The sequence below is a fragment of the Klebsiella sp. 7-CIP_Kleb. genome, assembly GCF_050378655.1.
Lineage (GTDB): Bacteria > Pseudomonadota > Gammaproteobacteria > Enterobacterales > Enterobacteriaceae > Klebsiella > Klebsiella quasipneumoniae.
In genome coordinates, this window is sequence record NZ_JBNRLJ010000002.1 from 374,789 (window position 1) to 399,932 (window position 25,144).

Genomic DNA, 25,144 nt, shown 5'->3' on the forward strand with positions numbered 1-25,144 from the left:
AATTCCAGCACAGCGGCGAGCAAAGCCGGCGCGTCGGTTAACGTTGCGCCAACGCCGCTAAGTCCGCAAGCAACCGCTGTGCGCGTTCATCGGCCATTATGGCGTCGACCGGTAAATACCACCAGTTCGCAGCGGCGAAATCGCGACATTTCACGGCGTCTTTCTCGGTCATCAGCAGCGTCTGCCCGGCGGTTACCAGAGCGGTGACATCGGCCTGGCTCAGCGCCTGATGGTCCGCCAGCGCCACGGTTTTGACCGGCTGGACGCCACAGCTTTCGAGGGTGGCGAAAAAGCGCGGCGGATGGCCGATGCCGGCCATTGCCACTACGTTAGTGAAGGTAGAGACATCGCGACGTTCGCCGGTGAGCAGGTTGACCGCCATCCCGGGACGCAGCTGCATCGGGATCTCTCCCGGACGCGCCACGCCGCCGTTGACGATAATCGCATCAACGCTTTGCAAGCGCGATGCCCGCTCACGCATCGGCCCGGCAGGCAGCCACCAGCCGTTGCCAAAGCGGCGCACGCCGTCGATGACGACAATTTCCCGGTCCCGCGCCAGCTTATAGTGCTGCAACCCATCGTCGGTGACGATAATCTGTAGCTCGTGCGCGCTGAGCAGCGCTTTCACCGCGTCGCTGCGCAGCGGAGAGACCGCCACTGGCGCGCCGGTGCGCTGATGGATGAGCACCGGTTCATCGCCTGCCTGCGCCGTACTGGTCCGGTCAGTTAATACCAGCGGGTAGCGTTCGGCTTTACCGCCGTAGCCGCGAGAGACCACCCCAACGCGAATGCCGCGCTGCTGCAGTTGCTCCACCAGCCAGATCACCACCGGCGTTTTACCGTTGCCGCCGGCGGTCAGGTTACCGACCACCACCACCGGCACCGGCGCGCGCCAGGCTTTTTTCCACCCCAGCTGATAGCTGAGGCGAATCAACGCGCTCACCAGGCCATACAGCCAGGAGAGCGGCAGCAGCAGGCGCCACAGCGGCGACTCACCGGACCAGATGCGCGCGATCATTCGCCGAATTGCATCTTATGCAGCTGGGCGTATACGCCTTTATGCTCCAGCAGGTCGTGGTGCGTTCCGCGCTCCACGATCCGCCCGTCTTCAACCACCACAATCTCATCAGCCTGCTCAATGGTTGACAAACGGTGGGCAATAACCAGCGAGGTGCGGTTTTTCTGCAGCTCATCCAGCGCCGCCTGAATCGCACGCTCGGACTCGGTATCCAGCGCCGAGGTGGCTTCATCGAGGATCAGGATCGGGCTGTTACGCAGTAGCGCACGGGCAATAGCAATACGCTGGCGCTGGCCGCCGGACAGCATCACGCCATTTTCGCCGATGATGGTATCCAGGCCATTGTCCATCTTGTTGATGAAGTCCATGGCGTAGGCCATTCGCGCAGCCTCTTCAATCTGCTCGCGGCTGTACTCTTCAGTACGGGCATAGGCGATGTTATTGGCGACGGTATCATTGAACAGGTGCACGTTCTGTGAAACCAGCGCTACCTGGTCGCGCAGCGAGCTCAGCTTGTACTCGCGCAAGTCATGGCCATCCAGCAGGATCTGCCCATCGTCGACATCGTAGAAGCGCGTGATAAGGCTGGCGATGGTCGATTTACCCGAACCGGAGCGTCCCACCAGCGCCACAGTTTTCCCTTCCGGGATATCGAGATTGATATTGCGCAGCGCGGCCACTTCGCGACCCGGATAGGTAAAGGTGACGTTCTCGAACTTGAGATTGCCTTTCGCCCGCTCAATGACGCGGGTACCTTCGTCTTTCTCCTGCTCGGAATCGAGGATCGCAAACAGCGTCTGGCATGCCGCCATCCCGCGCTGGAACTGGGCATTGACGTTGGTCAGAGACTTCAGCGGACGCATCAGCGCAATCATGGAGGAGAAGACCACGGTAATGGTCCCAGCGGTCAGGGTGTCCATCACGCTCGGGAAGCTGGCGGCATACAGGACAAAGGCCAGCGCCAGGGAGGCGATAAGCTGAATGATCGGGTCGGAGATAGACGAGGCGGAAACCATTTTCATCCCCTGCAGGCGCATTTTATTGCTGACCTTATCAAAACGTTTGGTTTCCACTTCCTGGCCGCCAAACATCAGCACCTCTTTGTGCCCTTTCAGCATCTGCTCAGCGCTGGTGGTGACCTGCCCCATCGTGTTCTGCATATTCTTACTGATATTGCGAAAACGCTTGGAGACCACGCGGATTGCTACCGACACGATTGGCGCCAGTACAATTAGGATCAACGACAGCTGCCAGCTGTAATAGAACATCATCACGAACAGGCCGATAATCGATGCCCCTTCGCGGACCACGGTGATCAGCGCGCTGGAAGAGGAGGAAGCGACCTGTTCAGAATCATAGGTGATACGTGACAGCAGCGTCCCGGTAGACTGCTTGTCAAAGAAAGCCACCGGCATGCCCATCATGTGGCCGAACAGGCGACGACGCATGGTCATTACCACTTTGCCGGAAACCCAGGAGATACAATAGCTCGAGATGTAGCTGGTGATCCCACGCAGCACCATCAGCCCGATAACCACCAGCGGCATCCATAGCAGCACTGAGCGATCCGTTTTACCAAAACCATCATCCAATAACGGTTTAAGAAGCGATAACATGAAGGTGTCACTGCCCGCGTTAAGCACTAACGCCACCGCCGCTACGATTAGCCCGGCTTTAAACGGTGCAATAATCGGCCAAAGTCGGCGGAAGGTCTGCCACGTGGAGAGATCTTTATCGTTCTGCATTCAATAAACCAGCTTGTGTTGAAATAGCCGCATATTCTACCCGTTATCGGCGGGCGCGCCAAACCACTGATGATACCAACGAGGTAAAACTTGATCCCGTAAGCTATGGATTTGCCACCCTTCTGCAGAAAAAACCACCGTTATCTGCCCCTGCTGCGGCGTGGCGAACCAGCGATACCCCCGCTGGCGATAGCGCTGAACGACCTTGTGCGAGGGCATCCGCCACGCATTGTAGCGCGAAGCGGAAACCAGCGCGGCCGCGCCATCCACCCGCCGGACCAGCAGTTCGCTGGAGGAGGTGTTGCTGCCGTGATGGGGAACCTGAATAAGTGTAGACGCCAGATGCTGCCAGTAGCGGCTGATCATCGCCTGCTCCGCCTGACGTTCTATATCGCCGGTCAGCAGGATGCTGGAGCGACCGTCATCGATTCGCACCACGCAGGAGTGATTGTTTCCCTTTGCCGCGCTGCCCGGCAGCGGCCACAGCGCCTGGAAAGTGAGTCCCTGCCACTGCCAGCGTTCGCCGCGATGGCACGGCAGATGACGCGCCCAGCCTAAAGGGCTGCGCACCCACGCCTGCGGCCAAGCCTGCAGCACGGATTCGAGGCCGCCGCGATGGTCAAGATGCTCGTGGCTCAGCATAATCCCCTGCAGCTGCAGATGGTGCCAGCGCAGCCAAGGGATAATCACCTGTCGACCGCTGTCGCCCTGCGGCCATGCCGGCCCGGTATCGTACAATAACGCCTTGCCGTGACGTTCGATCACCATCGCCAGCCCCTGCCCGACATCCAGCATCGTCACCCGCCATTGGTCCGCGGGCGGTTGCCGGCTGAATGGCCGCGCCAGCAAAAACAGCACACTCAGACACAGCGCTGGAGTATACCGCCAGCTCTGAAAACGCCAGCCCATCACCAGCAGCCACGGCAGGCTACTGATCCAGAGCCAACGGGCATCCAGCGTCAGCCAGCCGTCCGGTAAACGTCGTAACCCCCAGAACAACACCGCCAGCACGCGATCGGCTGCCAGCCAGATCAGCGACGCCACCACCTCCGGTCCAGTGAGATGCAGGAGCATTCCGGCGAGAATGAGCGGCACCGCCAGCAGGGTCACTAACGGTACCGCCAGCAAATTAGCGGCCATCGACGTCAGGCTTATGCCATGGAAGAGCAGCAGCTGCAGCGGCATCAGCAGCAGCGTCACGCCAGCCTGCAAATGCACGAGGGCGAACAGCGCTTTCCACGGCCAGCGCCAGCGACTGTCAGGCAGCGGTAACCACTGGAACCAGAAGATCAGCCCCGCCACCGCGAAGGCGGATAGCCACAGGCTTTGCGACAACACCGCCAGCGGATCGGCAACCAGAATCGCCCCCAGACAGCAGAGCCACATCTGCCACGCCGTCCAGCGTTGACCCGACAAACGTAAAGCACAACAGACTGCAAGCCCTACGCAAGTGCGCAGGGCCGGTGGCTGCATACCGGTCAGCCAGGCATAGCCGACTGCGCCCGCCAGCCCAGCCAGCAGCGGTAGCCGCCAGCCGATCCAGCGCCCCGGGAAAAGGGACTGTAAACCGCGCAGCAGGAGCACGATCAGGGAAGCCGCAAGAGCAATATGCAAACCGGAGATAGCCATCAGGTGGGAGGTGCCTGTGTTCTGCATCAGGACTTTGATCTCCGCCGGCAGCACCAGCCGCTCCCCCATCCCCAGGCCCAGCATCACCGGATGCCAGGGATAAGTCTGCAATCGCCGGGTCAGCGACGCCAGGTAGCGGGCGCGCAGACTGCAGCGGGTATCCAACGCGGAAGCGGCGACGATCCCCCCGCTCAGCGGCCGATGCTGGGCCAGCGCATAGCGCTGGCTGTCGAAGCCTCCGTCATTGAGCTGCCCATGCACCGGCCGCAGGCGCAGCGTCATCATCCAGCGCTGCCCCGCACAGACGGGGGCTGGTGCAAGTTCCCCGTATAACGTCACGCCAACCGGGGGGAACAGGAAGCGGTCCGCCAGGCGCACAATCTGTCCGCGGTGCAGAGTCTGGCCATCCGTCTCGTGGAGGAACACTTCCGCCTGCCGGGCGGCGCCGGTGAGGTGCTGCGTTGGCCACAGCGCCTGATATGCGCTCAATACTCCCCAGACCATCAGCAGAAGCGTCATCGCCACAACGGCGATGACCGTCCCGCGCAGACGGGTCAGCAACAGCGCCAGTACGCCGGCGAACGCCAGAATGCCCGGGCCCGGCAACGCGGGTAGCCAGAGTAGCGGCAGTATCGCGATGATGGCGCATCCGGCAAGCCATGGTAGACGCATAAACACCTCCCTGTGAGCGGGCAGTGTTACGCAAAGCGAAGCTGACGTCCTCGGGCAGAATTCAGGCGCGCGTGCAGCGTTCCAGACAATCGTCACGCTTGCAGTCAGGCGCTTTTTTTTTGCGAAGCGGGACGTAAATGGCGGGCACAAAAAAAGCACCCGAAGGTGCTTTTATCGTCAGGCCGGTTGCACGTCGTGCAACTCACCCTTCATAAATATTGGCGCGGTCACGTAATTCTTTCCCGGGCTTAAAGTGCGGAACGTACTTACCTTCCAGTTCGACTTTATCACCAGTTTTCGGGTTACGTCCGGTGCGAGGTGCACGATAGTGCAGAGAGAAGCTGCCGAAACCGCGGATTTCAATGCGCTCACCTTGAGCAAGCGTTGAGGCCATATGTTCCAGCATTTCTTTAACAGCATCTTCCACCGCTTTCGCCGGAATGTGAGATTGCTGGCTGGCAAGTCTTTCAATCAATTCTGACTTGGTCATTATTCCTCCGGTTTCCTTCAAGGCAAAAATTAGCTAACAGCTTAAACAAGGGCGGCCGTAGCCGCCCTTTGTGCTTGATTACAGGACGAATCCTGCAATCTGTCAAGTAAACTCGTCACTATTCAGGTTGTTATTACCTGAATGACAAAGATTACTCGCCTTTCGCTGCTTTGAACGCTTCAGCCATGGCGTTGTTGGAGAAGTTCGCGTCTTCCTGCTTGTTCACGGTAGCGATAGCGTCTTTTTCTTCCGCTTCGTCTTTCGCACGTACAGACAGGCTCACTACGCGGTTCTTACGATCCACGCCAGTGAATTTCGCTTCAACTTCGTCGCCAACGCTCAGAACCAGAGTTGCGTCTTCAACGCGGTCACGGGATGCTTCAGAAGCACGCAGGTAACCTTCTACGCCGTCAGCCAGTTCTACGGTTGCGCCTTTCGCGTCAACTGCAGTGACTTTACCAACAACGATAGCGCCTTTCTTGTTCAGAGCAACGTAGTTGTTGAACGGATCTTCCGCCAGCTGTTTAACGCCCAGGGAGATACGCTCACGCTCTGCGTCAACCTGCAGAACAACTGCTGCGATTTCGTCGCCTTTTTTGTATTCACGAACTGCTTCTTCGCCTGCAACGTTCCAGGAGATGTCAGACAGGTGAACCAGGCCGTCGATGCCGCCGTCCAGGCCGATGAAGATACCGAAGTCAGTGATAGACTTGATTTTACCTTCAACACGGTCGCCCTTGTTGTGGGTTTCCGCGAACTGCTGCCATGGGTTAGATTTGCACTGCTTCAGACCCAGGGAGATACGACGACGTTCTTCGTCGATATCCAGAACCATCACTTCCACTACGTCGCCAACGTTAACAACTTTGGACGGGTGGATGTTTTTGTTGGTCCAATCCATTTCGGAAACGTGAACCAGGCCTTCAACGCCTTCTTCGATTTCAACGAAGCAGCCGTAGTCGGTCAGGTTAGTCACGCGACCGGTCAGTTTGGTACCTTCCGGATAACGTTTAGCGATAGCTACCCACGGATCTTCGCCCAGCTGTTTCAGGCCCAGGGATACACGGGTACGCTCGCGGTCGAACTTCAGCACTTTAACAGTGATTTCGTCGCCAACGTTTACGATTTCGCTCGGATGCTTAACGCGTTTCCAGGCCATATCGGTGATGTGCAGCAGGCCGTCAACGCCGCCCAGATCAACGAATGCACCGTAGTCAGTGAGGTTCTTAACGATACCTTTGACTTCCATGCCTTCCTGCAGGTTTTCCAGCAGCTGATCGCGCTCTGCGCTGTTTTCGGATTCGATAACGGCACGACGAGAAACAACAACGTTGTTACGCTTCTGGTCCAGCTTGATGACTTTGAACTCAAGCTCTTTGCCTTCCAGGTGCAGCGTGTCGCGCACCGGACGAACGTCTACCAGGGAACCCGGCAGGAACGCACGAATACCGTTCAGCTCAACAGTGAAGCCACCTTTAACTTTGCCGTTGATAACACCGGTAACAGTTTCAGCGTCTTCGTAAGCTTTTTCCAGCGTGATCCAAGCTTCGTGACGTTTAGCTTTCTCACGGGACAGCAGAGTTTCACCGAAGCCGTCTTCTACTGCATCCAGAGCAACGTCAACTTCGTCACCAACCTGGATTTCCAGCTCGCCCTGGGCGTTTTTGAACTGCTCAGCCGGGATGGCGGACTCAGATTTCAGACCGGCGTCAACCAGTACTACGTCTTTGTCGATAGCAACAACAACACCACGAACGATGGAACCCGGGCGGGTTTCGATTTCTTTTAAGGATTCTTCAAACAGTTGAGCAAAAGATTCAGTCATGTTTAATCTTCAGGTTAATATTAACGTCCACCTGGCTCCGTGCCGGATGGGGTTGTTTCACATACCCGCTGACCATCCATTGCCGCGGGGTACTGCTATAATTCGGAGGCTTCGGCGCGTTACCGGTTAAGGCTTACGCAACGGCCAATTTTTCGCGCGCATATTGTAGCGCTTTTTCAATCACTTGCTCAATGTTTAGTTCGGTTGAATCGAGAACTAATGCATCGGCAGCCGGGACAAGCGGCGCCACGGCGCGATTTCTATCGCGATCGTCACGCTCTTTTATCTCGGACAAAAGACGTTCAAAGTTAACATCAAAGCCCTTTTCCTGCAACTGCCGCATGCGGCGATGCGCTCGCTCATCGGCCGAGGCATCGAGGAAAATTTTCACCGGCGCGTCCGGGAAAACCACCGTGCCCATATCGCGCCCGTCGGCGATAAGCCCCGGCAGTTCACGGAAGGCGCGCTGGCGGCGCAGCAGCGCTTCGCGAACGCGAGGGAAAGCCGCCACCTTCGAGGCGGCGTTCGCGACCTCCTGGGTGCGAATTTCGCCGCTGACATCTTCCCCTTCCAGCACCACTTCCAGGTTGCCGTCAGTAGAAATAAAGCGCACGTCAAGATGGGCAGCCAGGGGTACCAGCGCCTCTTCGGACTCCACGTCAACATGATGATGCAGCGCCGCCAGCGCCAGAACGCGGTAGATCGCGCCTGAATCTAACAGATGCCAGCCCAGCGCTTCCGCCATTGCCTTGCACAACGTACCTTTACCCGCACCGCCAGGCCCATCAATGGTGATTACCGGAATATTCGCCGTCATCTTTTTCTCCTTCAGCAAGGCGCATGGAATATAAACGCCGCGCATTATACGCATCAATACGCCGGAAAGTGAGCATTGCTTGTAAATTACGGACTACAGGAAATGAAAAGCAGAAGTTTTGCGCAATTATAGCGGGCTGACAGGACATCAGCCCGCGGGATGACAAAGTTTTACTCAGGCAAGGGTACTAATCCGCGCCAGTTGCTCAAAATAGTCGGGGAACGTTTTCGCCGTACATTTGGGATCAAGGATAGTCACCGGCGTATCAGACAGCGCCACCAGCGAGAAGCACATCGCCATCCGGTGGTCGTTATAGGTGCCGATTTCAGCAAACTTCAGCGTCGCCGGCGGGGTGATGCGAATATAATCTTCACCCTCTTCCACCTCGGCGCCTACTTTACGCAGTTCTGTCGCCATGGCGAACAGACGGTCCGTCTCCTTGACCCGCCAGTTGTAGATATTGCGCAGCGTGGTAGTGCCTTGCGCGAACAGCGCGGCGGTGGCGATGGTCATCGCGGCGTCCGGAATATGGTTCATATCCATATCGATAGCCTTGAGCTCGCCACGGGTGCAGGCGATGAAATCGTCGCCCCAGGTGACGGTGGCACCCATTTTTTCCAGTACGTCGGCGAAACGAATGTCGCCCTGTACGCTGCCGCGGCCGATACCGGTAACCTTCACCGTGCCGCCCTTAATGGCGCCAGCGGCGAGGAAATACGAGGCCGATGAAGCATCTCCTTCCACCAGGTAATCCCCCGGTGACTGATACTGTTGCTTGCCGCGCACCACAAAGCGCTGATAAGACTGGTTGTCCACCTCAACCCCGAAGGTTTTCATCAGGTGCAGGGTGATGTCGATATAGGGTTTCGACACCAGATCGCCCTTAATGGAGATAACGGTATCCTGTGGCGCCAGCGGCGCGGCCATCAGCAGTGCGGTCAGGAACTGGCTGGAGACGCTGCCGTCAACGTCGACGTTGCCCCCCTGGAACCCCCCGCGCAGGCGCAGCGGCGGATAATTTTCCTGCTCCAGATAGTCGATCTGAGCGCCGCCCTGACGCAGGGAATCCACCAGATGGCCAATCGGGCGCTCTTTCATTCGCGGCTCGCCGGTCAGCACGATATCGTTGCTGCCAAGGCACAGAGCTGCCGCCAGCGGGCGCATCGCGGTACCGGCGTTGCCGAGGAACAGCTCCAGCGCCGCTGCGGCATGCAGCGGGCCGCCGTTGCCGGTCACTTCACAGCGGGTACGGTCAGCAGACAGGGTGTATTGAACCCCCAGCGCACTCAGGGCATTCAGCATATGGCGCACATCGTCGCTGTCCAGCAGGTTGGTCAGCACCGTCGTGCCGCGGGCCAGGGCGGCCAGCAGCAGCGCGCGGTTGGAGACGCTTTTCGAACCTGGCAGGTTCACGGTGCCCTCTACGCGTGCGATGGGTTGTAACGTCAGGGATTCCATCAAACTTCACTCTCAAACAAACAGAATAAAAACCCCGCAGACAGGCCGCGGGGAGGAAGAAAGAAACGGGCGATTAGCCGTGGCGGCGTTCGAAGTCCAGCATAAAATCGGTTAACGCCTTCACGCCGTCCAGCGGCATCGCGTTGTAGATGGAGGCACGCATGCCGCCCACCACCCGGTGGCCCTTCAGCGCGTGCAGCCCGGCGGCAAACGACTCTTCAAGGAACAGTTTATCCAGCGCGCTGTCCGCCAGCTGGAACGGCACGTTCATGCGGGAGCGGTTGGCTTGCGCCACATCGTTACGATAGAAGCCGCTGTTATCGATCACGCCATACAGCAGTTCGGCTTTCTGCTGGTTGATCTTGTCCATCGCGGCGACGCCGCCCTGCTGTTTCAGCCACTTAAACACCAGACCGGCCAGATACCAGGCGAACGTCGGCGGCGTGTTAAACATCGAGTCATTCTCGCTTAACACGGTGTAGTCGAGGATTGACGGGCAGGCCACGCTGGCTTTACCCAGCAGATCTTCACGCACGATAACCAGCGTCAACCCTGCCGGGCCGATATTCTTCTGCGCGCCAGCGTAGATCACGCCGTAGCGGTTGACGTCAATTTCACGAGACAAAATAGTGGAGGAGAAATCGGCGGTCACGATGACGTCGTCGCCGAAGTTCGGCGTATCGTCAATCGCGATACCGTCAATGGTTTCGTTCGGGCAGTAGTGCAGATACGCCGCGCCCGGCGTCAGCTGCCACTCGCTCATTGGCTTGACCGCGCGCTTGCCGTCGACGGTGATTTTCGCGTCGATGACGTTAGGCGTGCAGTATTTCTTCGCCTCTTTGACCGCGCTGGCCGCCCAGTAGCCGGCGTCCACATAGTCAGCGACGTTTTTATCGCCGAGGATGTTCAGCGGGATCCCGGCGAACTGGCCGCGGCCGCCGCCATGGCAGAACAACACTTTATAGTTGGAAGGGATGTTCAGCAGAGAACGGAAGTCCTGTTCTGCCTCTTCTGCCACCTGGATGAACTCCTTACCACGGTGACTGATTTCCATGACCGACGTACCCAGACCGTGCCAGTCGCACAGTTCCTGCTGAGCCAGTTTGAGTACTTCCGCCGGCAGCATTGCCGGGCCCGAACTGAAGTTATAGACCTGAGCCATTTCCCCTCACCACGTTGCTATGTTGTTTTGCCCGCGAACCGCCGCGGGCATAAGTTATTCCTGTGGCTATCGGTTTTATCATTCAGTGACACGGTCCGCAATGGCTAAAACTCGCCGACGGCAAAACGCGGCGGCCGTCACACAACAGAATCTATCGGCTTGACGTAATAAAACCGACATATTTGCTGTCAGGTGAGCCGTTTCGCCCGGCTGGCCTTCGACCATTCTGCATTTGCGCAGCGGGGACATATTCGCTTTTCTCCCGCCTGCATCGCCATCACGATGCTGCAGCGTACGCAGGCGTAGATCCCTTCCTGAGGAATAGTGGTATAGCGCGTGGTGCAGTGCGTCGGGAGGATCGACAACCCGGCCCTCACCTCGTCATCGGGATAATAAAACACGCTGATCTGGCCGTTGGTTTCAAGGATCGCCAGCCGCACCTGGCCGAGCTGCTCGACGCTGTTGACCCGCAGCTCCATAAAAAATTCGAATTCGGTCATATTTTCCGCATGCAGTTTCTCCCAGGCCAGCTGCCCCTCCTCCACCACCACGATAGGTTTCCCCTCCAGCAGATCCTCCAGCTTTTCGCTATGCCCCATCAGCCACATGATGCCGCGATAAAGCAGCGCCAGCGTGACGAAGACCACCAGCACCGGCAACAGCGGGACATCGTCATAAAACGCCACGTCCCCCGCCGCCGAACCGAGGGTCAAAATAATCAGCACCTCAAACAGCGACATCTGCCGCACGCCGCGCCGTCCGGTAATTTTGAGGAAAATAAAGACCAGAACGAAGGTGTAGAGGCTGCGCAACGCCACCTCGCCGAGAAATTCCACCGGCACTTTATCGAGCGCCATCCGCTGCCAGTCAAAGGCTTTCATTATCATCTCCCTGAGCATTAAAAGATGTCTCTAAGCATAGCCAGATGATGGAGATAGCACCTGTCAGATAAAAGCCGTATCATTGCGCGCTTTCCGTACGACAAAAGTGATCGCCATGACCCAAACGTTTATTCCCGGCAAAGATGCCGCCCTGGAAGATTCCATCGCTCGCTTCCAGCAAAAATTGCTCGACCTCGGATTTGATATCGAAGAGGCCTCGTGGCTGAACCCGGTGCCGCACGTGTGGTCCGTTCACATTCGCGATAAGGAATGCGCGCTGTGCTTTACTAATGGTAAAGGCGCCACCAAAAAGGCAGCCCTCGCCTCCGCGCTGGGCGAATATTTCGAGCGCCTGTCCACCAACTATTTTTTCGCTGACTTCTGGTTAGGCGACACTATCGCTAATGGCCCGTTCGTTCACTACCCGAACGAAAAGTGGTTCCCGCTGACCGAAGACGACGAGGTCCCGGAAGGCCTGCTGGATGCTCGTCTGCGCGCGTTCTACGATCCGGACGATCAGCTGACGGCCAGCATGCTGGTGGATCTGCAATCCGGTAATGATGAGCGCGGCGTGTGCGGCCTGCCCTTTACCCGCCAGTCCGACGGCGAAACGGTCTATATTCCTATGAATATCGTCGGCAACCTGTATGTCTCCAACGGCATGTCCGCCGGCAACACCCGTAATGAAGCTCGCGTGCAGGGCCTGTCCGAAGTCTTTGAGCGCCACATCAAAAATCGCATCATCGCCGAAAGCATCAGCCTGCCGGAGATCCCGGCGGAGGTCATGGCGCGTTATCCGGGCGTCGTGGAGTCGATCGCCAAACTGGAAGCCGAAGGTTTTCCGATCTTTGCCTATGATGGCTCGCTGGGCGGCAAGTATCCGGTTATCTGCGTCGTGCTGTTTAACCCGGCAAACGGCACCTGCTTCGCCTCTTTCGGCGCCCACCCGGACTTCGGCGTGGCGCTGGAGCGTACAGTCACCGAACTGCTGCAGGGCCGTAGCCTGAAAGATCTCGACGTCTTCACGCCGCCGACCTTCGACGATGAAGAAGTCGCCGAGCACGCTAACCTCGAAACCCACTTTATCGACTCCAGCGGCCTGATTTCCTGGGATATGTTCAAGCAGGATGCCGACTATCCGTTCGTGGACTGGAGCTTCTCCGGCACCACAGAAGAAGAGTTCGCCACCCTGATGGCCATCTTCAAGGCCGAAGATAAAGAAGTATATATCGCCGACTACGAGCACCTGGGCGTTTACGCCTGCCGTATCATCGTCCCGGGGATGTCGGATATTTACCCAGCGGAAGATCTGTGGCTGGCGAACAACAGCATGGGCGCTCATCTGCGCGACACCATTCTGTCCCTGCCGGGCAGCGAGTGGGAAAAAGAAGATTACCTGGCGCTGATCGAGCAGATGGACGATGAGGGTCTGGATGATTTCACCCGCGTTCGCGAACTGCTGGGCCTCGCCACCGGCAAAGACAACGGCTGGTATACCCTGCGCGTCGGTGAGCTGAAAGCCATGCTGGCCCTGGCCGGCGGCGATCTGGAGCAGGCGCTGATCTGGACCGAGTGGACCATGGAATTCAACGCTTCGGTCTTCAGCGCCGAACGTGCTAACTACTATCGCTGCCTGCAGACCCTGCTGCTGCTGAGCCAGGAAGAGGAGCGTCAGCCGCTGCAATACCTGAACGCCTTCATCCGTATGTACGGCGCCGAGGCGGTCGAAGCCGCCAGCGCGGCGCTGAGCGGGGAAGCGCCGTTCTATGGCCTCCAGGCTGTCGACAGCGATCTGCAGGCCTTCCCGGCCCATCAGTCGCTACTGAAGGCTTATGAAAAACTGCAGCGGGCGAAGGCGGCGTTCTGGGCAAAATAAGCCCTAAGCGCGCCATCGTGGTTGCCAACAACGGAGCCCAATGTGGCTCCGTTGATTTCACCTGACGAGGTGGCCACTATAGTTTGTAGTTGTAAAGTTAATTAATAGTAAATAACGCGCTTATAACATTTACCATTCGTTAATTTTAAATAAAATACTCCATATTAATTAACTCAAGAAATGGCGTGAAAACGAAAAAATTCAACATAATTTATAAATTTTAAAATTTATTTTCCTCATAATATTCAATCAGTTAATTCAATAAATCACAAAAACCACACACTAAAAAGGCATATAGTTCCGGTGAGATATGATCTATATCAATTTCCCTTCTATAATGCTTTGTTAGTATCTCACCGCCAACTTATATAAAGAGAGAGTTAGTGTGAAAGCTGACAACCCTTTTGATCTTTTGCTCCCTGCCGCGATGGCGAAAGTCGCCGAAGAAGCAGGTGTCTATAAAGCAACGAAGCATCCGATGAAGACCTTTTATCTGGCGATCACCGCTGGCGTTTTCATCTCCATCGCTTTCGTATTCTATATCACCGCGACCACCGGCACTGCCGCGATGCCTTATGGGATTGCCAAGCTTATCGGTGGGGTCTGTTTTTCCCTGGGTCTGATTCTGTGCGTTATCTGCGGCGCTGACCTCTTTACCTCTACGGTATTGATCGTGGTGGCGAAAGCCAGCGGTCGAATTACCTGGGGGCAACTGGCAAAAAACTGGCTCAACGTCTATTTTGGTAACCTGGTGGGCGCACTGCTGTTTGTGCTGCTGATGTGGTTATCAGGCGAATATATGACTGCCAACGGCGGTTGGGGGCTTAATGTCCTGCAGACCGCTGACCACAAAATGCACCATACTTTTGTGGAGGCCGTGAGCCTGGGTATCCTCGCTAACCTGATGGTTTGTCTCGCCGTATGGATGAGCTATTCCGGTCGTAGCCTGATGGATAAAGCGATGATCATGGTCCTGCCGGTAGCGATGTTCGTTGCCAGCGGCTTTGAGCACAGCATCGCCAACATGTTTATGATCCCGATGGGTATCGTAATCCGCAACTTTGCAAGCCCGGAATTCTGGACCGCAATCGGTTCGACTCCGGAAAGTTTCTCTCACTTGACCGTTATGAACTTCATCACTGATAACCTGATTCCGGTAACTATCGGGAACATTATCGGCGGGGGTCTGCTGGTCGGGTTGACATACTGGGTCATTTACCTGCGTGGCAACGACCATCACTAAGGGTTGTTTCAGGCAGTAAATAAAAAATCCACTTAAGAAGGTAGGTGTTACATGTCCGAGCTTAATGAAAAGTTAGCCACAGCCTGGGAAGGTTTTGCGAAAGGTGACTGGCAGAATGAAGTCAACGTCCGTGACTTTATTCAGAAAAACTACACCCCATATGAAGGCGACGAATCCTTCCTGGCTGGCGCGACTGAAGCGACCACCAAGCTGTGGGACACCGTAATGGAAGGTGTAAAACAGGAAAACCGCACTCACGCGCCTGTTGATTTTGACACTGCCCTGGCTTCCACCATCACCTCTCACGACGCAGGCTATATCGAGAAAGGTCTGGAAAAAATCGTTGGTCTGCAGACCGAAGCGCCGCTGAAACGTGCGATCATCCCGTTTGGTGGTATTAAAATGGTTGAAGGTTCCTGCAAAGCGTACAATCGCGAACTGGACCCGATGCTGAAAAAAATCTTCACCGAGTACCGTAAAACTCACAACCAGGGCGTTTTCGACGTCTATACTCCGGACATCCTGCGCTGCCGTAAATCCGGCGTACTGACCGGTCTGCCGGATGCTTACGGCCGTGGTCGTATCATCGGTGACTACCGTCGCGTTGCGCTGTACGGTATCGACTTCCTGATGAAAGACAAATTCGCCCAGTTCAACTCTCTGCAAGCGAAACTGGAAAGCGGCGAAGATCTGGAAGCGACCATCCGTCTGCGTGAAGAAATTGCTGAACAGCACCGTGCGCTGGGCCAGATCAAAGAGATGGCGGCTAAATATGGCTACGACATCTCCGGTCCGGCAACCACCGCTCAGGAAGCTATCCAGTGGACCTACTTCGGTTACCTGGCTGCCGTGAAATCTCAGAACGGCGCGGCAATGTCCTTCGGTCGTACCTCCAGCTTCCTGGATATCTACATCGAACGTGACCTGCAGGCGGGTAAAATCACCGAGCAAGACGCGCAGGAAATGGTTGACCACCTGGTCATGAAACTGCGTATGGTTCGCTTCCTGCGTACCCCGGAATACGATGAACTGTTCTCCGGCGACCCGATTTGGGCAACGGAATCCATCGGCGGTATGGGCGTTGACGGCCGTACTCTGGTGACCAAAAACAGCTTCCGCTTCCTGAACACCCTGTACACCATGGGGCCGTCTCCGGAGCCGAACATCACTATCCTGTGGTCTGAAAAACTGCCGCTGAGCTTCAAGAAATTCGCGGCTAAAGTGTCCATCGATACCTCTTCTCTGCAGTATGAGAACGATGACCTGATGCGTCCGGACTTCAATAACGACGACTACGCTATCGCATGCTGCGTAAGCCCGATGGTTGTTGGTAAGCAAATGCAGTTCTTCGGTGCTCGCGCCAACCTCGCGAAAACCATGCTGTACGCTATCAACGGCGGCGTGGATGAAAAACTGAAAATGCAGGTGGGTCCGAAATCTGAACCGATCAAAGGCGACGTCCTGAACTTCGACGAAGTCATGGAGCGCATGGATCACTTCATGGACTGGCTGGCTAAACAGTACGTCACTGCGCTGAACATCATCCACTACATGCACGACAAGTACAGCTACGAAGCCTCTCTGATGGCGCTGCACGACCGTGACGTTATCCGCACCATGGCGTGTGGTATCGCGGGTCTGTCCGTTGCTGCTGACTCCCTGTCTGCTATCAAATATGCGAAAGTTAAACCGATTCGTGACGAAGACGGTCTGGCTGTTGACTTCGAAATCGAAGGCGAATATCCGCAGTTTGGTAACAACGATGCTCGCGTCGATGATATGGCCGTTGACCTGGTTGAACGTTTCATGAAGAAAATTCAGAAACTGCACACCTACCGCAACGCGATCCCGACTCAGTCTGTTCTGACCATCACCTCTAACGTGGTATATGGTAAGAAAACCGGTAACACCCCAGACGGTCGTCGCGCTGGCGCGCCGTTCGGACCAGGTGCTAACCCGATGCACGGTCGTGACCAGAAAGGCGCTGTTGCCTCTCTGACCTCCGTAGCGAAACTGCCGTTTGCTTACGCGAAAGATGGTATCTCTTACACCTTCTCTATCGTACCGAACGCGCTGGGTAAAGATGACGAAGTTCGTAAGACCAACCTGGCGGGTCTGATGGATGGTTACTTCCACCACGAAGCGTCCATCGAAGGTGGTCAGCACCTGAACGTGAACGTGATGAACCGCGAAATGCTGCTCGACGCGATGGAAAACCCGGAAAAATATCCGCAGCTGACCATCCGCGTATCTGGCTACGCTGTACGTTTTAACTCCCTGACTAAAGAACAGCAGCAGGACGTTATTACCCGTACCTTCACTCAGACCATGTAATTCCCTGTCTGACTGAAAAAGCGTACAATAAAGGCCCCACATCAGTGGGGCCTTTTTAACAAGCAATCCCCGCCCTAGCCTGCTTTGCCAGATATCTATACTTTGGGTATCTGTCAAAACAGACTCGACACAGCCGCTGAGCTGTGCACCAACACGGCCCCGGATGGGCCACATCTGGAGAAAACACCGCAATGTCAGTTATTGGTCGCATTCACTCCTTTGAATCCTGTGGCACCGTTGATGGCCCGGGCATCCGCTTTATTACCTTTTTCCAGGGCTGCCTGATGCGTTGCCTGTACTGCCATAACCGTGATACATGGGATACCCACGGCGGCAAAGAAATCACCGTTGAAGAGCTCATGAAAGAGGTGGTGACCTATCGTCACTTTATGAATGCTTCCGGCGGCGGCGTCACCGCATCCGGCGGTGAGGCGATCCTGCAGGCGGAGTTTGTTCGCGACTGGTTCCGCGCCTGTAAGAAAGAAGGTATTCATACCTGTCTCGATACCAACGGCTTTGTCCGTCGCTACGATCCGGTTATTGACGAACTGCTGGAGGTAACAGACCTGGTAATGCTGGATCTCAAGCAGATGAATGATGAGATTCACCAGAACCTGGTCGGCGTCTCTAACCATCGTACGCTGGAATTCGCCCAGTATCTGGCGAAGAAGAATATCAATGTCTGGATCCGCTACGTGGTGGTTCCGGGCTGGTCAGACGATGATGACTCCGCGCACCGCCTGGGCGAATTTACCCGCGATATGGGCAATGTCGAAAAAATCGAGCTGCTGCCCTACCATGAGCTGGGCAAACACAAATGGGTAGCAATGGGCGAAGAATACAAGCTGGACGGCGTCCATCCGCCGAAGAAAGAGACCATGGAGCGGGTAAAAGGCATCCTTGAGCAGTATGGTCATAAAGTGATGTACTAATCCCGTCCGGGCCGGTGAAGCACCTATGCCGGCCTGCAACGGCGTGGGAAGCAGTGTCCGTCCAGCCATTGCCTTCTCATGCAAAGCGACAGGTTGGTTCTGCAGCAGTAAACATAGGTAATTGAAGCGGATGACGCGCAGCATGCGCTGCGCGTTACAGGATCAGGCGTGCGCCACCGGCGTTGGATGATGCCCGGCTTTGCGCAGCAGGGTCAGCAGATAGATAAACGACACGCTGGCGATCATGATAAACAGCAGGTTATCCGAGAAGTTCTGCATCAGCATCGCCGTCAGCGTCGGGCCCAGCAGGCTGCCGATGGTATAGCTCATCAGCAGCGCCTGGTTCATCGCCACCAGCTGATGGTGCTCCACTTTCTCACAGGCCCAGGCCATCGCCACCGGATACAGCGTGAAACCGGATGCCCCAAGCACAAACAGCGCCGGCGCCATTGCCGCCTGGCTGAGCATCGCCAGACATCCCAGAATCACCACAAAAACCTGCACCCGCAGCACCAGCAGGCGGCCGTAGCGGTCTGCCAGCCGCCCTACCGGCCACTGGCCGAGGATCCCCGCGCTCACCATCACCGCCATCCAGAAGCCAATGCCGGCGTCGCTGACGCCCTGATGGTTTAGCCACAGCGGCATAAGACCATAAAGCGAGCCGAGGACAATCCCCGAGATAATGCAGCCATTGACCCCGTGGCGCGCCTGGCGCAGCTTAAGCATCGGCCAGATCCGTACCGTTTCATGCGGCTCTTCGGCCTGCCCCATAATGCGGGTAAACAGCAGCGGCAGGATCGCCGCCAGCGCCAGGCCCGTCACCCACGGCAGGACGCTCATTAAATCAGTGGGTAGTTTACTGACCATCAGCTGGCCGAGTACGGTACCAACGTAATAAACCATCATGTACGCCGCCAGCAGACGACCGCGGCTGCGAGAAGTGCCGCTGCAGACCAGCGCGCTTTCCACTACCACCCAAATCATCGCGCAGCCTACGCCGGCGATAAACCGCCAGCTCAGCCACGTCCAGAAGCCCACGGTGATCCCCAGCCCTACGCAGCCGACGGCGAAGATTAACGACGCGAGATAATAGCTGCGGTTAAACCCCAGGCGCTTGATCACCCAGCCGGCAAGCAACGTACCGGCCAGGTTGCCGGTAAAATAAGATGACCCCACCATGCCGACCTGCCAGGTTGGCATATTTTCATGGGCGAGCCACAGCGGGACGAGCGTATTCAGCACCGCTATCGCCAGGGTCAGTAAAAGCAGGCCACAGAGCAGCATTTGCACTGGCCGGGTGTAGATGGTCATGGGTAAAAACCGTGAGGAATGTTCAGATCGCGAGCGCATCATGCCACCGCTAAAAACATTGTCAATCCACCTGAAATCAGGCCTGACGCGGTTTTGCAGGGCACGATAGAAGTTTTTTATCCACAGAAGGGGGAAAGGTGAGGCAACAAATAATACGCTATTGTTTTTCTTAATTTATTAATAAATCCCGGCGTTAATTTCAGTCGAAAAATTTCATCTATCAACAGCACGTTTTCATCATGCCGGCACGCCTGCGCCGGCATGATGACGCTGATTAACTGGCGATAGCCATCCCGACGGTCATATGCAGACCATAGAATACGCCGCGGCCAATCATCTCTCCCGCCAGCACCAGAACAAACGCCAGGCCGAGCAGCGAGAGCGCCGGCTTGCGGCCGCGAATCTGCGGCACGCACCAGCAGGCCAGGGCCAGCGCCAGCAGCACCACGCGCCAGGCCATAAGCAGCCCATAATCCGGCACCAGGGCGGAGGCCTGCTGAATTGAGCTGCGGATAGTGGCGAGTTCAATCCCCTGCATCAGGACCACCACAATACTCGCCAGCAGCGCCAGCAAAGTGACCACCGGCAGCAGGCGCATCGCCCAACCGTCGACGCCTGCGACGCGCAGCAGCAGATAGCCCAGCAGCGGGCCGCCGATAAACAGCGTCAGGAAGAAGCTCAGCGGCGTCCAGACGGTATACCAGGTCGGCACCGTGTCGATGGTGTTATAGACCCGCACCATCATCCAGACGAAGATCACCCCCAGCGCCATGGTCACTACCAGCCACAGGCTACGCAGTCCGGCAGGCAGCTTTTTGCACACGGCCAGCAGCCAGCCAATCCCGCCAATGGCGAAGAAGATCGCCCCGCTGGCTATCTCATTACTCAGCGACGAGGCCCCCACGCGATTGAGCGAATTAAAGGCCCGCAGCGGCGAACCGAGGTGCATTGTCGAGGCGATAAACCCGACCCCCATCAATACCCACAGGCCGAACATGCTACCTACCACGCGCTGCTCCTGCTCACGGGAAAGCTTGCCCGTCATCAGCGCCAGCGCCAGGACGATGAAGCCGCCCGCGACGCACTGGCCGAAGACCGTAAAGATCATCAGCGGCCATTCATGCCATCCGTTTCCCATCTCACACCTCCTTCGGGTTCGCCAGGTAACCAGTGGTATCGCCACACGGCCGGGCATTGGCGTTAGGTTTGATCACGATGCTCGGCCGGGTAAAGTGCGCCGAAGGCAGCGGCGCCACCGCCGCCAGCTGGCCGTGCTTAGCGCGCAGTTCGGCAATCGGCCCGAAATCGAGCGCCCGCAACGGGCAGGACTCGACGCAGATCGGCTTTTTCCCTTCGGCGACGCGCTCGTGGCAGCCGTCGCACTTAGTCATATGGCCTTTATCGGCGTTATACTGCGGCGCGCCGTACGGACAGGCCATATGGCAGTAACGGCAGCCAATGCAGACCTCTTCGTTGACCACCACAAAACCGTCTTCGCGCTTGTGCATCGCACCGCTCGGGCAGACCTTGGTGCAGGCCGGGTCTTCGCAGTGGTTACAGGCGATGGAGAGGTAATAGGCGAACACGTTCTGATTCCAGACGCCGTTATCCTCCTGCCAGTCGCCGCCGGCATATTCATAGATGCGGCGGAAGCTGACCTCCGGGGTCAGATTTTTGTAGTCCTTACAGGCCAGTTCGCAGGTCTTGCAACCGGTGCAACGGGCGGAATCAATAAAAAATCCATACTGAGTTGTCATCGGTTACTCCTTACAGCTTCTCAACCTGGACGAGGTTGGTATGCGACGGGTTTCCCTTCGCCAGCGGCGAGGGGCGCTGGGTGGTCAGCACGTTGATGCTGCCCGCCTGATCCACACGCGAGGCGTCCGGGTTATACCATGCCCCTTCCCCCAGCGCGACCACGCCCGGCATCATGCGTGGGGTCACCTTCGCTTCGATATGCACTTCCCCACGGTCGTTGAAGATGCGAATGCGATCGCCGTTGGCAATGCCGCGCTGGCGGGCATCGATCGGGTTAATCCACATCTCCTGCCGACAGGCGGCTTTCAGTACATCAACGTTGCCGTAGGTTGAGTGAACGCGTGATTTATAGTGAAAACCGGTCAGTTGTAGCGGGTATTTTGCCGTCAGCGGATCGTTGTAGTTTTCGAAGCCCGGGGTGTATATCGGCAGCGGATCGATAACATCCCCTTCCGGCAGCTCCCAGGTGGCGGCGATTTTCGCCAGATCCTGCGAGTAAATTTCGATCTTGCCCGAAGGCGTGGTCAGCGGATTAGCCTGCGGATCCTCACGGAAGGCTTTGTAGGCCACATGATGACCTTGCGGATCGCGCTGCTTATAGATGCCCTGCTGACGGAAGGTGTCGAAATCCGGCAGGTCGGGAATCGCTTTGCGCGACTGCTCATACAGATAGCGCATCCAGCCTTCCTGGGTACGGCCTTCGGTAAATTTCTCCTCGACGCCAAGGCGCTTCGCCAGCTCGCTGGTCATCTCATAGATGGTTTTACATTCGAAACGCGGCTTGATGGCCTGGTCGGCAAAAATGACGTAGGACATGTTGCCGCAGGAGGCATCCAGCGCAAAATCCATCTGCTCAGAGGCGGTGCAGTCCGGCAGCAGAATATCGGCGTATTTCGCTGACGAGGTCATATGGCAGTCGATGACCACAATCATCTCGCACTTCTTATCGTCCTGCAGGATCTCGTGGGTGCGGTTGATCTCAGAGTGCTGGTTGATCAGGCAGTTGCCCGCATAGTTCCAGATCATTTTGATCGGCACATCGAGCTTATCTTTGCCACGCACCCCATCGCGCAGGGCGGTCATTTCCGGGCCGCGCTCAATCGCATCAGTCCACATAAACATCGAGATGCTGGTCTGAACCGGATTCTCCAGCGTCGGCATACGTTCAAACGGCAGACTGTAGGAGCCCTCGCGCGCGCCGCTATTGCCGCCGTTGATCCCGACGTTACCGGTCAGAATGGCGAGCATCGCGATAGCCCGGGTGGCGATTTCGCCGTTGGCATGACGCTGCGGCCCCCAGCCCTGGCTGATATAGGCCGGTTTAGCGGTGGCAATTTCCCGCGCCAGTTTAACAATGCGTTCGCGCGGAATACCGGTAATGGTCGAGGCCCACTCCGGCGTTTTGGCGATACCGTCAGTGCCCTCGCCAAGAATGTAAGCTTTGTAATGACCATTGGCTGGCGCACCGGCGGGCAGCGTTTTCTCGTCGTATCCCACGCAGTATTTATCGAGGAACGGCTGATCGACCAGATTCTCGGTGATCATCACCCACGCCAGACCCGATACCAGCGCCGCATCGGTGCCGGGGCGAATCGGGATCCATTCATCTTCGCGTCCGGCGCCGGTGTCGGTATAGCGCGGATCGATAATGATCATCCGGGCATTGGATTTCTGGCGCGCCTGCTCAAGGTAGTAGGTCACCCCGCCGCCACTCATTCGCGTTTCCCCGGGGTTGTTGCCGAACAGCACTACCAGCTGGCTGTTTTCAATATCCGACGGGCTGTTGCCATCTGCCCAACCGCCGTAGGTGTAATTCAACCCGGCAGCAATCTGCGCGGATGAATAGTCGCCGTAATGATTGAGATACCCGCCGCAGCAGTTCATCAGACGGGCAATCAGGGTTTTCCCCGGCGGCCAGGAGCGGGTCAGCGTGCCACCCAGCGTGCCGGTGCCGTAGTTCAGATAGATGGACTCGTTGCCGTAATCTTTAATCAGCCGCTGCGTCGTGCTGGCGATGATATCGAAAGCCTCTTCCCAGCTGATTTGCTCGAATTTACCCTCACCGCGTTTACCTACGCGCTTCATGGGGTATTTCAGCCGATCGGGGTTATAAACCCGGCGGCGCATAGAACGTCCGCGCAGGCAGGCGCGCACCTGATGCAGGCCGTCATAGTTATCGTCACCGGTATTATCGGTTTCAACGTATTTAATCGCGCCATCCACCACGTGCATGCGCAGCGGGCAGCGGCTACCGCAGTTGACGGTGCATGCGCTCCAGACCACCTTCTCACTGGCCGGGGCTGGCGTGTCGGCGGCATGGGCCATACGGGAAAAGGGTAACGTTAGTGCGTTGCTGGCCAGCGCCAGGCCGCCTATTGCCGTGGTTTTCATCAGACCACGGCGGCTTACCTCAGCAGCCAGTAAAGCATCGGGGGCTTTAATTTTCATGGATACTCGCTTTGGTTGCTCACAATAAACTGATAAGCGCTATATAGTCATATATATAACGATTTGAAATATTATTGGTTTTTTATGCTGATTTAATCCAAAGGGAGTATCACTGCATTCGCGGAAGGGATTATTGCCCGGTATCAATAAGGGTGTAAAAAAAGCGCCCGCAGGCGCTTTTAAGGGAGAAGGTAAAAATTAACCGATATATTCGAGGCCGCGCATATACGGGTGCAGGATTTCCGGGATCTCGATACGGCCATCGGCCTGCTGATAGTTTTCCATCAGCGCCACCAGCGTACGACCAACCGCCAGGCCAGAACCATTCAGGGTATGAACGAGACGGGTCTTCTTGTCGGACTTGCTGCGGCAGCGAGCCTGCATACGACGCGCCTGGAAATCCCAGACGTTAGAGCAGGAAGAGATCTCACGGTAGGTGTTCTGCGCCGGGACCCACACTTCGAGGTCATAGGTTTTGCAGGCGCTGAAGCCCATATCGCCGGTGCACAGCGCGACCTTACGGTACGGCAGGCCCAGCAGCTGCAGCACTTTCTCGGCGTGGCCGGTCATCTCTTCCAGCGCCGCCATGGAGTCTTCCGGACGGACAATCTGCACCATCTCAACTTTATCGAACTGGTGCATACGGATCAGACCGCGGGTGTCGCGACCATAAGAACCCGCTTCGGAACGGAAGCACGGCGTATGGGCGGTCATTTTGATCGGCAGATCGTCTTCATCGATAATTTCATCACGCACCAGGTTGGTCAGCGGCACTTCCGCCGTCGGGATCAGCGCGTAGTTGCTGCTGTCAGCCTCTTCTTCCAGCGGACGAGTATGGAACAGGTCGCCGGCGAATTTCGGCAGCTGGCCGGTGCCATACAGGGTGTCCTGGTTTACCAGGTACGGGACATAGTTTTCGCTATAGCCATGCTGTTCAGTGTGCAGATCCAGCATGAACTGCGCCAGGGCGCGGTGCAGACGGGCCAGCTGGCCTTTCATCACCACGAAGCGCGAACCAGTGAGCTTAACGGCGGCGGCAAAATCCAGCCCGCCGTGCATTTCACCCAGCGTCACGTGATCGCGCACGTCAAAATCGAACTGGCGCGGCGTGCCCCAGCGGCTGACTTCAACGTTGTCGTTTTCGTCACGGCCAACCGGCACGTCATCGTGAGGAATATTCGGGATCGCCAGCGCGATATCGCGGATTTCCGCCAGCAGCGCTTCAAGCTCGGATTTTGCGGCATCCAGCTGTTCGCCGAGTTTGTTCACTTCCAGGCGTAATGGCTCGATGTCTTCCCCGCGCGCTTTCGCCTGGCCAATGGATTTCGATCGGGAGTTGCGCTCCGCCTGCAGGTTTTCCGTTTGCACCTGCAGAACTTTACGACGCTCTTCAAGCGCGCGAAGTTTATCTACATCCAGCTTAAAGCCCCGGCGTGCCAGTTTTTCTGCGACTGCGTCTGGCTCGGTACGCAGCAGATTGGGATCGAGCATGCTTATCCTGTGCTTATCGAATTAAAAAAAGAAAAGTGGCCGCAGGCTACGGCC

The 25,144-nt window shown here is 56.8% G+C and carries 18 protein-coding genes; 4 read left to right on the forward strand and 14 right to left on the reverse strand.

Going from position 1 to position 25,144, the window contains the following annotated elements; all coding sequences use genetic code 11:
- Positions 1-37 precede the first annotated feature (37 nt).
- The 9 genes from lpxK to ACQUTI_RS09510 all read right to left on the reverse strand — a co-directional run bounded on the left by lpxK (position 38) and on the right by ACQUTI_RS09510 (position 11,697).
- A complete protein-coding gene (gene lpxK, locus ACQUTI_RS09470) occupies positions 38-1,018 on the reverse strand; it encodes a tetraacyldisaccharide 4'-kinase (RefSeq protein ID WP_117130241.1) in 981 nt (326 codons plus the stop codon).
- On the reverse strand, positions 1,015-2,763 hold the full coding sequence (gene msbA, locus ACQUTI_RS09475; protein ID WP_004201387.1) for a lipid A ABC transporter ATP-binding protein/permease MsbA: 1,749 nt from the start codon (positions 2,761-2,763) through the stop codon (positions 1,015-1,017). The genes lpxK and msbA overlap by 4 nt, the downstream gene beginning before the upstream one ends.
- Positions 2,764-2,799: 36 nt before the next feature.
- Positions 2,800-5,064, reverse strand: a complete 2,265-nt coding sequence (locus ACQUTI_RS09480) for a ComEC family protein (protein ID WP_080841185.1) — start codon at positions 5,062-5,064, stop codon at positions 2,800-2,802.
- 202 nt (positions 5,065-5,266) lie between these two features.
- Positions 5,267-5,554, reverse strand: coding sequence for an integration host factor subunit beta (gene ihfB, locus ACQUTI_RS09485; RefSeq protein ID WP_002898165.1), 288 nt, complete (start codon positions 5,552-5,554; stop codon positions 5,267-5,269).
- Between the two features lie 151 nt (positions 5,555-5,705).
- The gene (rpsA, locus tag ACQUTI_RS09490) at positions 5,706-7,379 is read right to left on the reverse strand and encodes a 30S ribosomal protein S1 (protein WP_002898162.1); all 1,674 of its coding nucleotides are present in this window, start codon (positions 7,377-7,379) and stop codon (positions 5,706-5,708) included.
- A 133-nt stretch (positions 7,380-7,512) separates the two neighbouring features.
- Complete coding sequence (cmk, locus tag ACQUTI_RS09495) at positions 7,513-8,196, reverse strand: (d)CMP kinase (protein WP_004201385.1); 684 nt, start codon at positions 8,194-8,196, stop codon at positions 7,513-7,515.
- 174 nt (positions 8,197-8,370) lie between these two features.
- A complete protein-coding gene (aroA, locus tag ACQUTI_RS09500) occupies positions 8,371-9,654 on the reverse strand; it encodes a 3-phosphoshikimate 1-carboxyvinyltransferase (protein WP_032455786.1) in 1,284 nt (427 codons plus the stop codon).
- Positions 9,655-9,727: 73 nt separating this feature from the next.
- The gene (gene serC / locus ACQUTI_RS09505) at positions 9,728-10,816 is read right to left on the reverse strand and encodes a 3-phosphoserine/phosphohydroxythreonine transaminase (RefSeq protein ID WP_004201383.1); all 1,089 of its coding nucleotides are present in this window, start codon (positions 10,814-10,816) and stop codon (positions 9,728-9,730) included.
- Positions 10,817-11,004: 188 nt separating this feature from the next.
- On the reverse strand, positions 11,005-11,697 hold the full coding sequence (locus tag ACQUTI_RS09510) for a DUF421 domain-containing protein (protein ID WP_004201382.1): 693 nt from the start codon (positions 11,695-11,697) through the stop codon (positions 11,005-11,007).
- A 115-nt stretch (positions 11,698-11,812) separates the two neighbouring features.
- On the opposite strand from ACQUTI_RS09510, the gene ycaO reads away from it, so the two are divergent.
- The 4 genes from ycaO to pflA all read left to right on the forward strand — a co-directional run bounded on the left by ycaO (position 11,813) and on the right by pflA (position 18,082).
- Positions 11,813-13,573, forward strand: a complete 1,761-nt coding sequence (ycaO, locus tag ACQUTI_RS09515) for a 30S ribosomal protein S12 methylthiotransferase accessory factor YcaO (RefSeq protein WP_023320066.1) — start codon at positions 11,813-11,815, stop codon at positions 13,571-13,573.
- A 385-nt stretch (positions 13,574-13,958) separates the two neighbouring features.
- Entirely contained in the window at positions 13,959-14,816 is an 858-nt protein-coding gene (gene focA, locus ACQUTI_RS09520) for a formate transporter FocA (protein ID WP_004201380.1), read from the forward strand.
- Positions 14,817-14,867: 51 nt separating this feature from the next.
- Positions 14,868-17,150 carry a formate C-acetyltransferase gene (gene pflB, locus ACQUTI_RS09525; RefSeq protein WP_004201379.1) on the forward strand — a complete coding sequence of 761 codons (2,283 nt, stop codon included), beginning with the start codon at positions 14,868-14,870 and terminating at the stop codon, positions 17,148-17,150.
- 191 nt (positions 17,151-17,341) lie between these two features.
- Complete coding sequence (gene pflA / locus ACQUTI_RS09530) at positions 17,342-18,082, forward strand: pyruvate formate lyase 1-activating protein (RefSeq protein WP_002898145.1); 741 nt, start codon at positions 17,342-17,344, stop codon at positions 18,080-18,082.
- Between the two features lie 162 nt (positions 18,083-18,244).
- Here pflA and ACQUTI_RS09535 read toward each other — a convergent pair whose 3' ends face one another.
- The 5 genes from ACQUTI_RS09535 to serS form a co-directional block, all read right to left on the reverse strand.
- Entirely contained in the window at positions 18,245-19,393 is a 1,149-nt protein-coding gene (locus ACQUTI_RS09535; RefSeq protein WP_004201378.1) for an MFS transporter, read from the reverse strand.
- A gap of 274 nt (positions 19,394-19,667) precedes the next feature.
- On the reverse strand, positions 19,668-20,531 hold the full coding sequence (locus ACQUTI_RS09540; RefSeq protein ID WP_062914568.1) for a dimethyl sulfoxide reductase anchor subunit family protein: 864 nt from the start codon (positions 20,529-20,531) through the stop codon (positions 19,668-19,670).
- A 1-nt stretch (position 20,532) separates the two neighbouring features.
- Positions 20,533-21,150 carry a DMSO/selenate family reductase complex B subunit gene (locus tag ACQUTI_RS09545; RefSeq protein WP_004201375.1) on the reverse strand — a complete coding sequence of 206 codons (618 nt, stop codon included), beginning with the start codon at positions 21,148-21,150 and terminating at the stop codon, positions 20,533-20,535.
- A gap of 10 nt (positions 21,151-21,160) precedes the next feature.
- Positions 21,161-23,599, reverse strand: a complete 2,439-nt coding sequence (gene dmsA / locus ACQUTI_RS09550; RefSeq protein ID WP_064183031.1) for a dimethylsulfoxide reductase subunit A — start codon at positions 23,597-23,599, stop codon at positions 21,161-21,163.
- Between the two features lie 198 nt (positions 23,600-23,797).
- Positions 23,798-25,090, reverse strand: a complete 1,293-nt coding sequence (serS, locus tag ACQUTI_RS09555; RefSeq protein ID WP_319830447.1) for a serine--tRNA ligase — start codon at positions 25,088-25,090, stop codon at positions 23,798-23,800.
- Between the last annotated feature and the right edge of the window lie 54 nt (positions 25,091-25,144).

What these genes read in the sequence shown, in the direction of transcription:
- lpxK (WP_117130241.1), bottom strand. Translation starts at nt 1,018, where the DNA reads ATGATCGCGCGCATCTGGTCCGGTGAGTCGCCGCTGTGGCGCCTGCTG.
- msbA (WP_004201387.1), bottom strand. Translation starts at nt 2,763, where the DNA reads ATGCAGAACGATAAAGATCTCTCCACGTGGCAGACCTTCCGCCGACTT.
- ACQUTI_RS09480 (WP_080841185.1), bottom strand. Translation starts at nt 5,064, where the DNA reads ATGCGTCTACCATGGCTTGCCGGATGCGCCATCATCGCGATACTGCCG.
- ihfB (WP_002898165.1), bottom strand. Translation starts at nt 5,554, where the DNA reads ATGACCAAGTCAGAATTGATTGAAAGACTTGCCAGCCAGCAATCTCAC.
- rpsA (WP_002898162.1), bottom strand. Translation starts at nt 7,379, where the DNA reads ATGACTGAATCTTTTGCTCAACTGTTTGAAGAATCCTTAAAAGAAATC.
- cmk (WP_004201385.1), bottom strand. Translation starts at nt 8,196, where the DNA reads ATGACGGCGAATATTCCGGTAATCACCATTGATGGGCCTGGCGGTGCG.
- aroA (WP_032455786.1), bottom strand. Translation starts at nt 9,654, where the DNA reads ATGGAATCCCTGACGTTACAACCCATCGCACGCGTAGAGGGCACCGTG.
- serC (WP_004201383.1), bottom strand. Translation starts at nt 10,816, where the DNA reads ATGGCTCAGGTCTATAACTTCAGTTCGGGCCCGGCAATGCTGCCGGCG.
- ACQUTI_RS09510 (WP_004201382.1), bottom strand. Translation starts at nt 11,697, where the DNA reads ATGAAAGCCTTTGACTGGCAGCGGATGGCGCTCGATAAAGTGCCGGTG.
- ycaO (WP_023320066.1), top strand. Translation starts at nt 11,813, where the DNA reads ATGACCCAAACGTTTATTCCCGGCAAAGATGCCGCCCTGGAAGATTCC.
- pflB (WP_004201379.1), top strand. Translation starts at nt 14,868, where the DNA reads ATGTCCGAGCTTAATGAAAAGTTAGCCACAGCCTGGGAAGGTTTTGCG.
- pflA (WP_002898145.1), top strand. Translation starts at nt 17,342, where the DNA reads ATGTCAGTTATTGGTCGCATTCACTCCTTTGAATCCTGTGGCACCGTT.
- ACQUTI_RS09535 (WP_004201378.1), bottom strand. Translation starts at nt 19,393, where the DNA reads ATGACCATCTACACCCGGCCAGTGCAAATGCTGCTCTGTGGCCTGCTT.
- ACQUTI_RS09540 (WP_062914568.1), bottom strand. Translation starts at nt 20,531, where the DNA reads ATGGGAAACGGATGGCATGAATGGCCGCTGATGATCTTTACGGTCTTC.
- ACQUTI_RS09545 (WP_004201375.1), bottom strand. Translation starts at nt 21,150, where the DNA reads ATGACAACTCAGTATGGATTTTTTATTGATTCCGCCCGTTGCACCGGT.
- dmsA (WP_064183031.1), bottom strand. Translation starts at nt 23,599, where the DNA reads ATGAAAATTAAAGCCCCCGATGCTTTACTGGCTGCTGAGGTAAGCCGC.
- serS (WP_319830447.1), bottom strand. Translation starts at nt 25,090, where the DNA reads ATGCTCGATCCCAATCTGCTGCGTACCGAGCCAGACGCAGTCGCAGAA.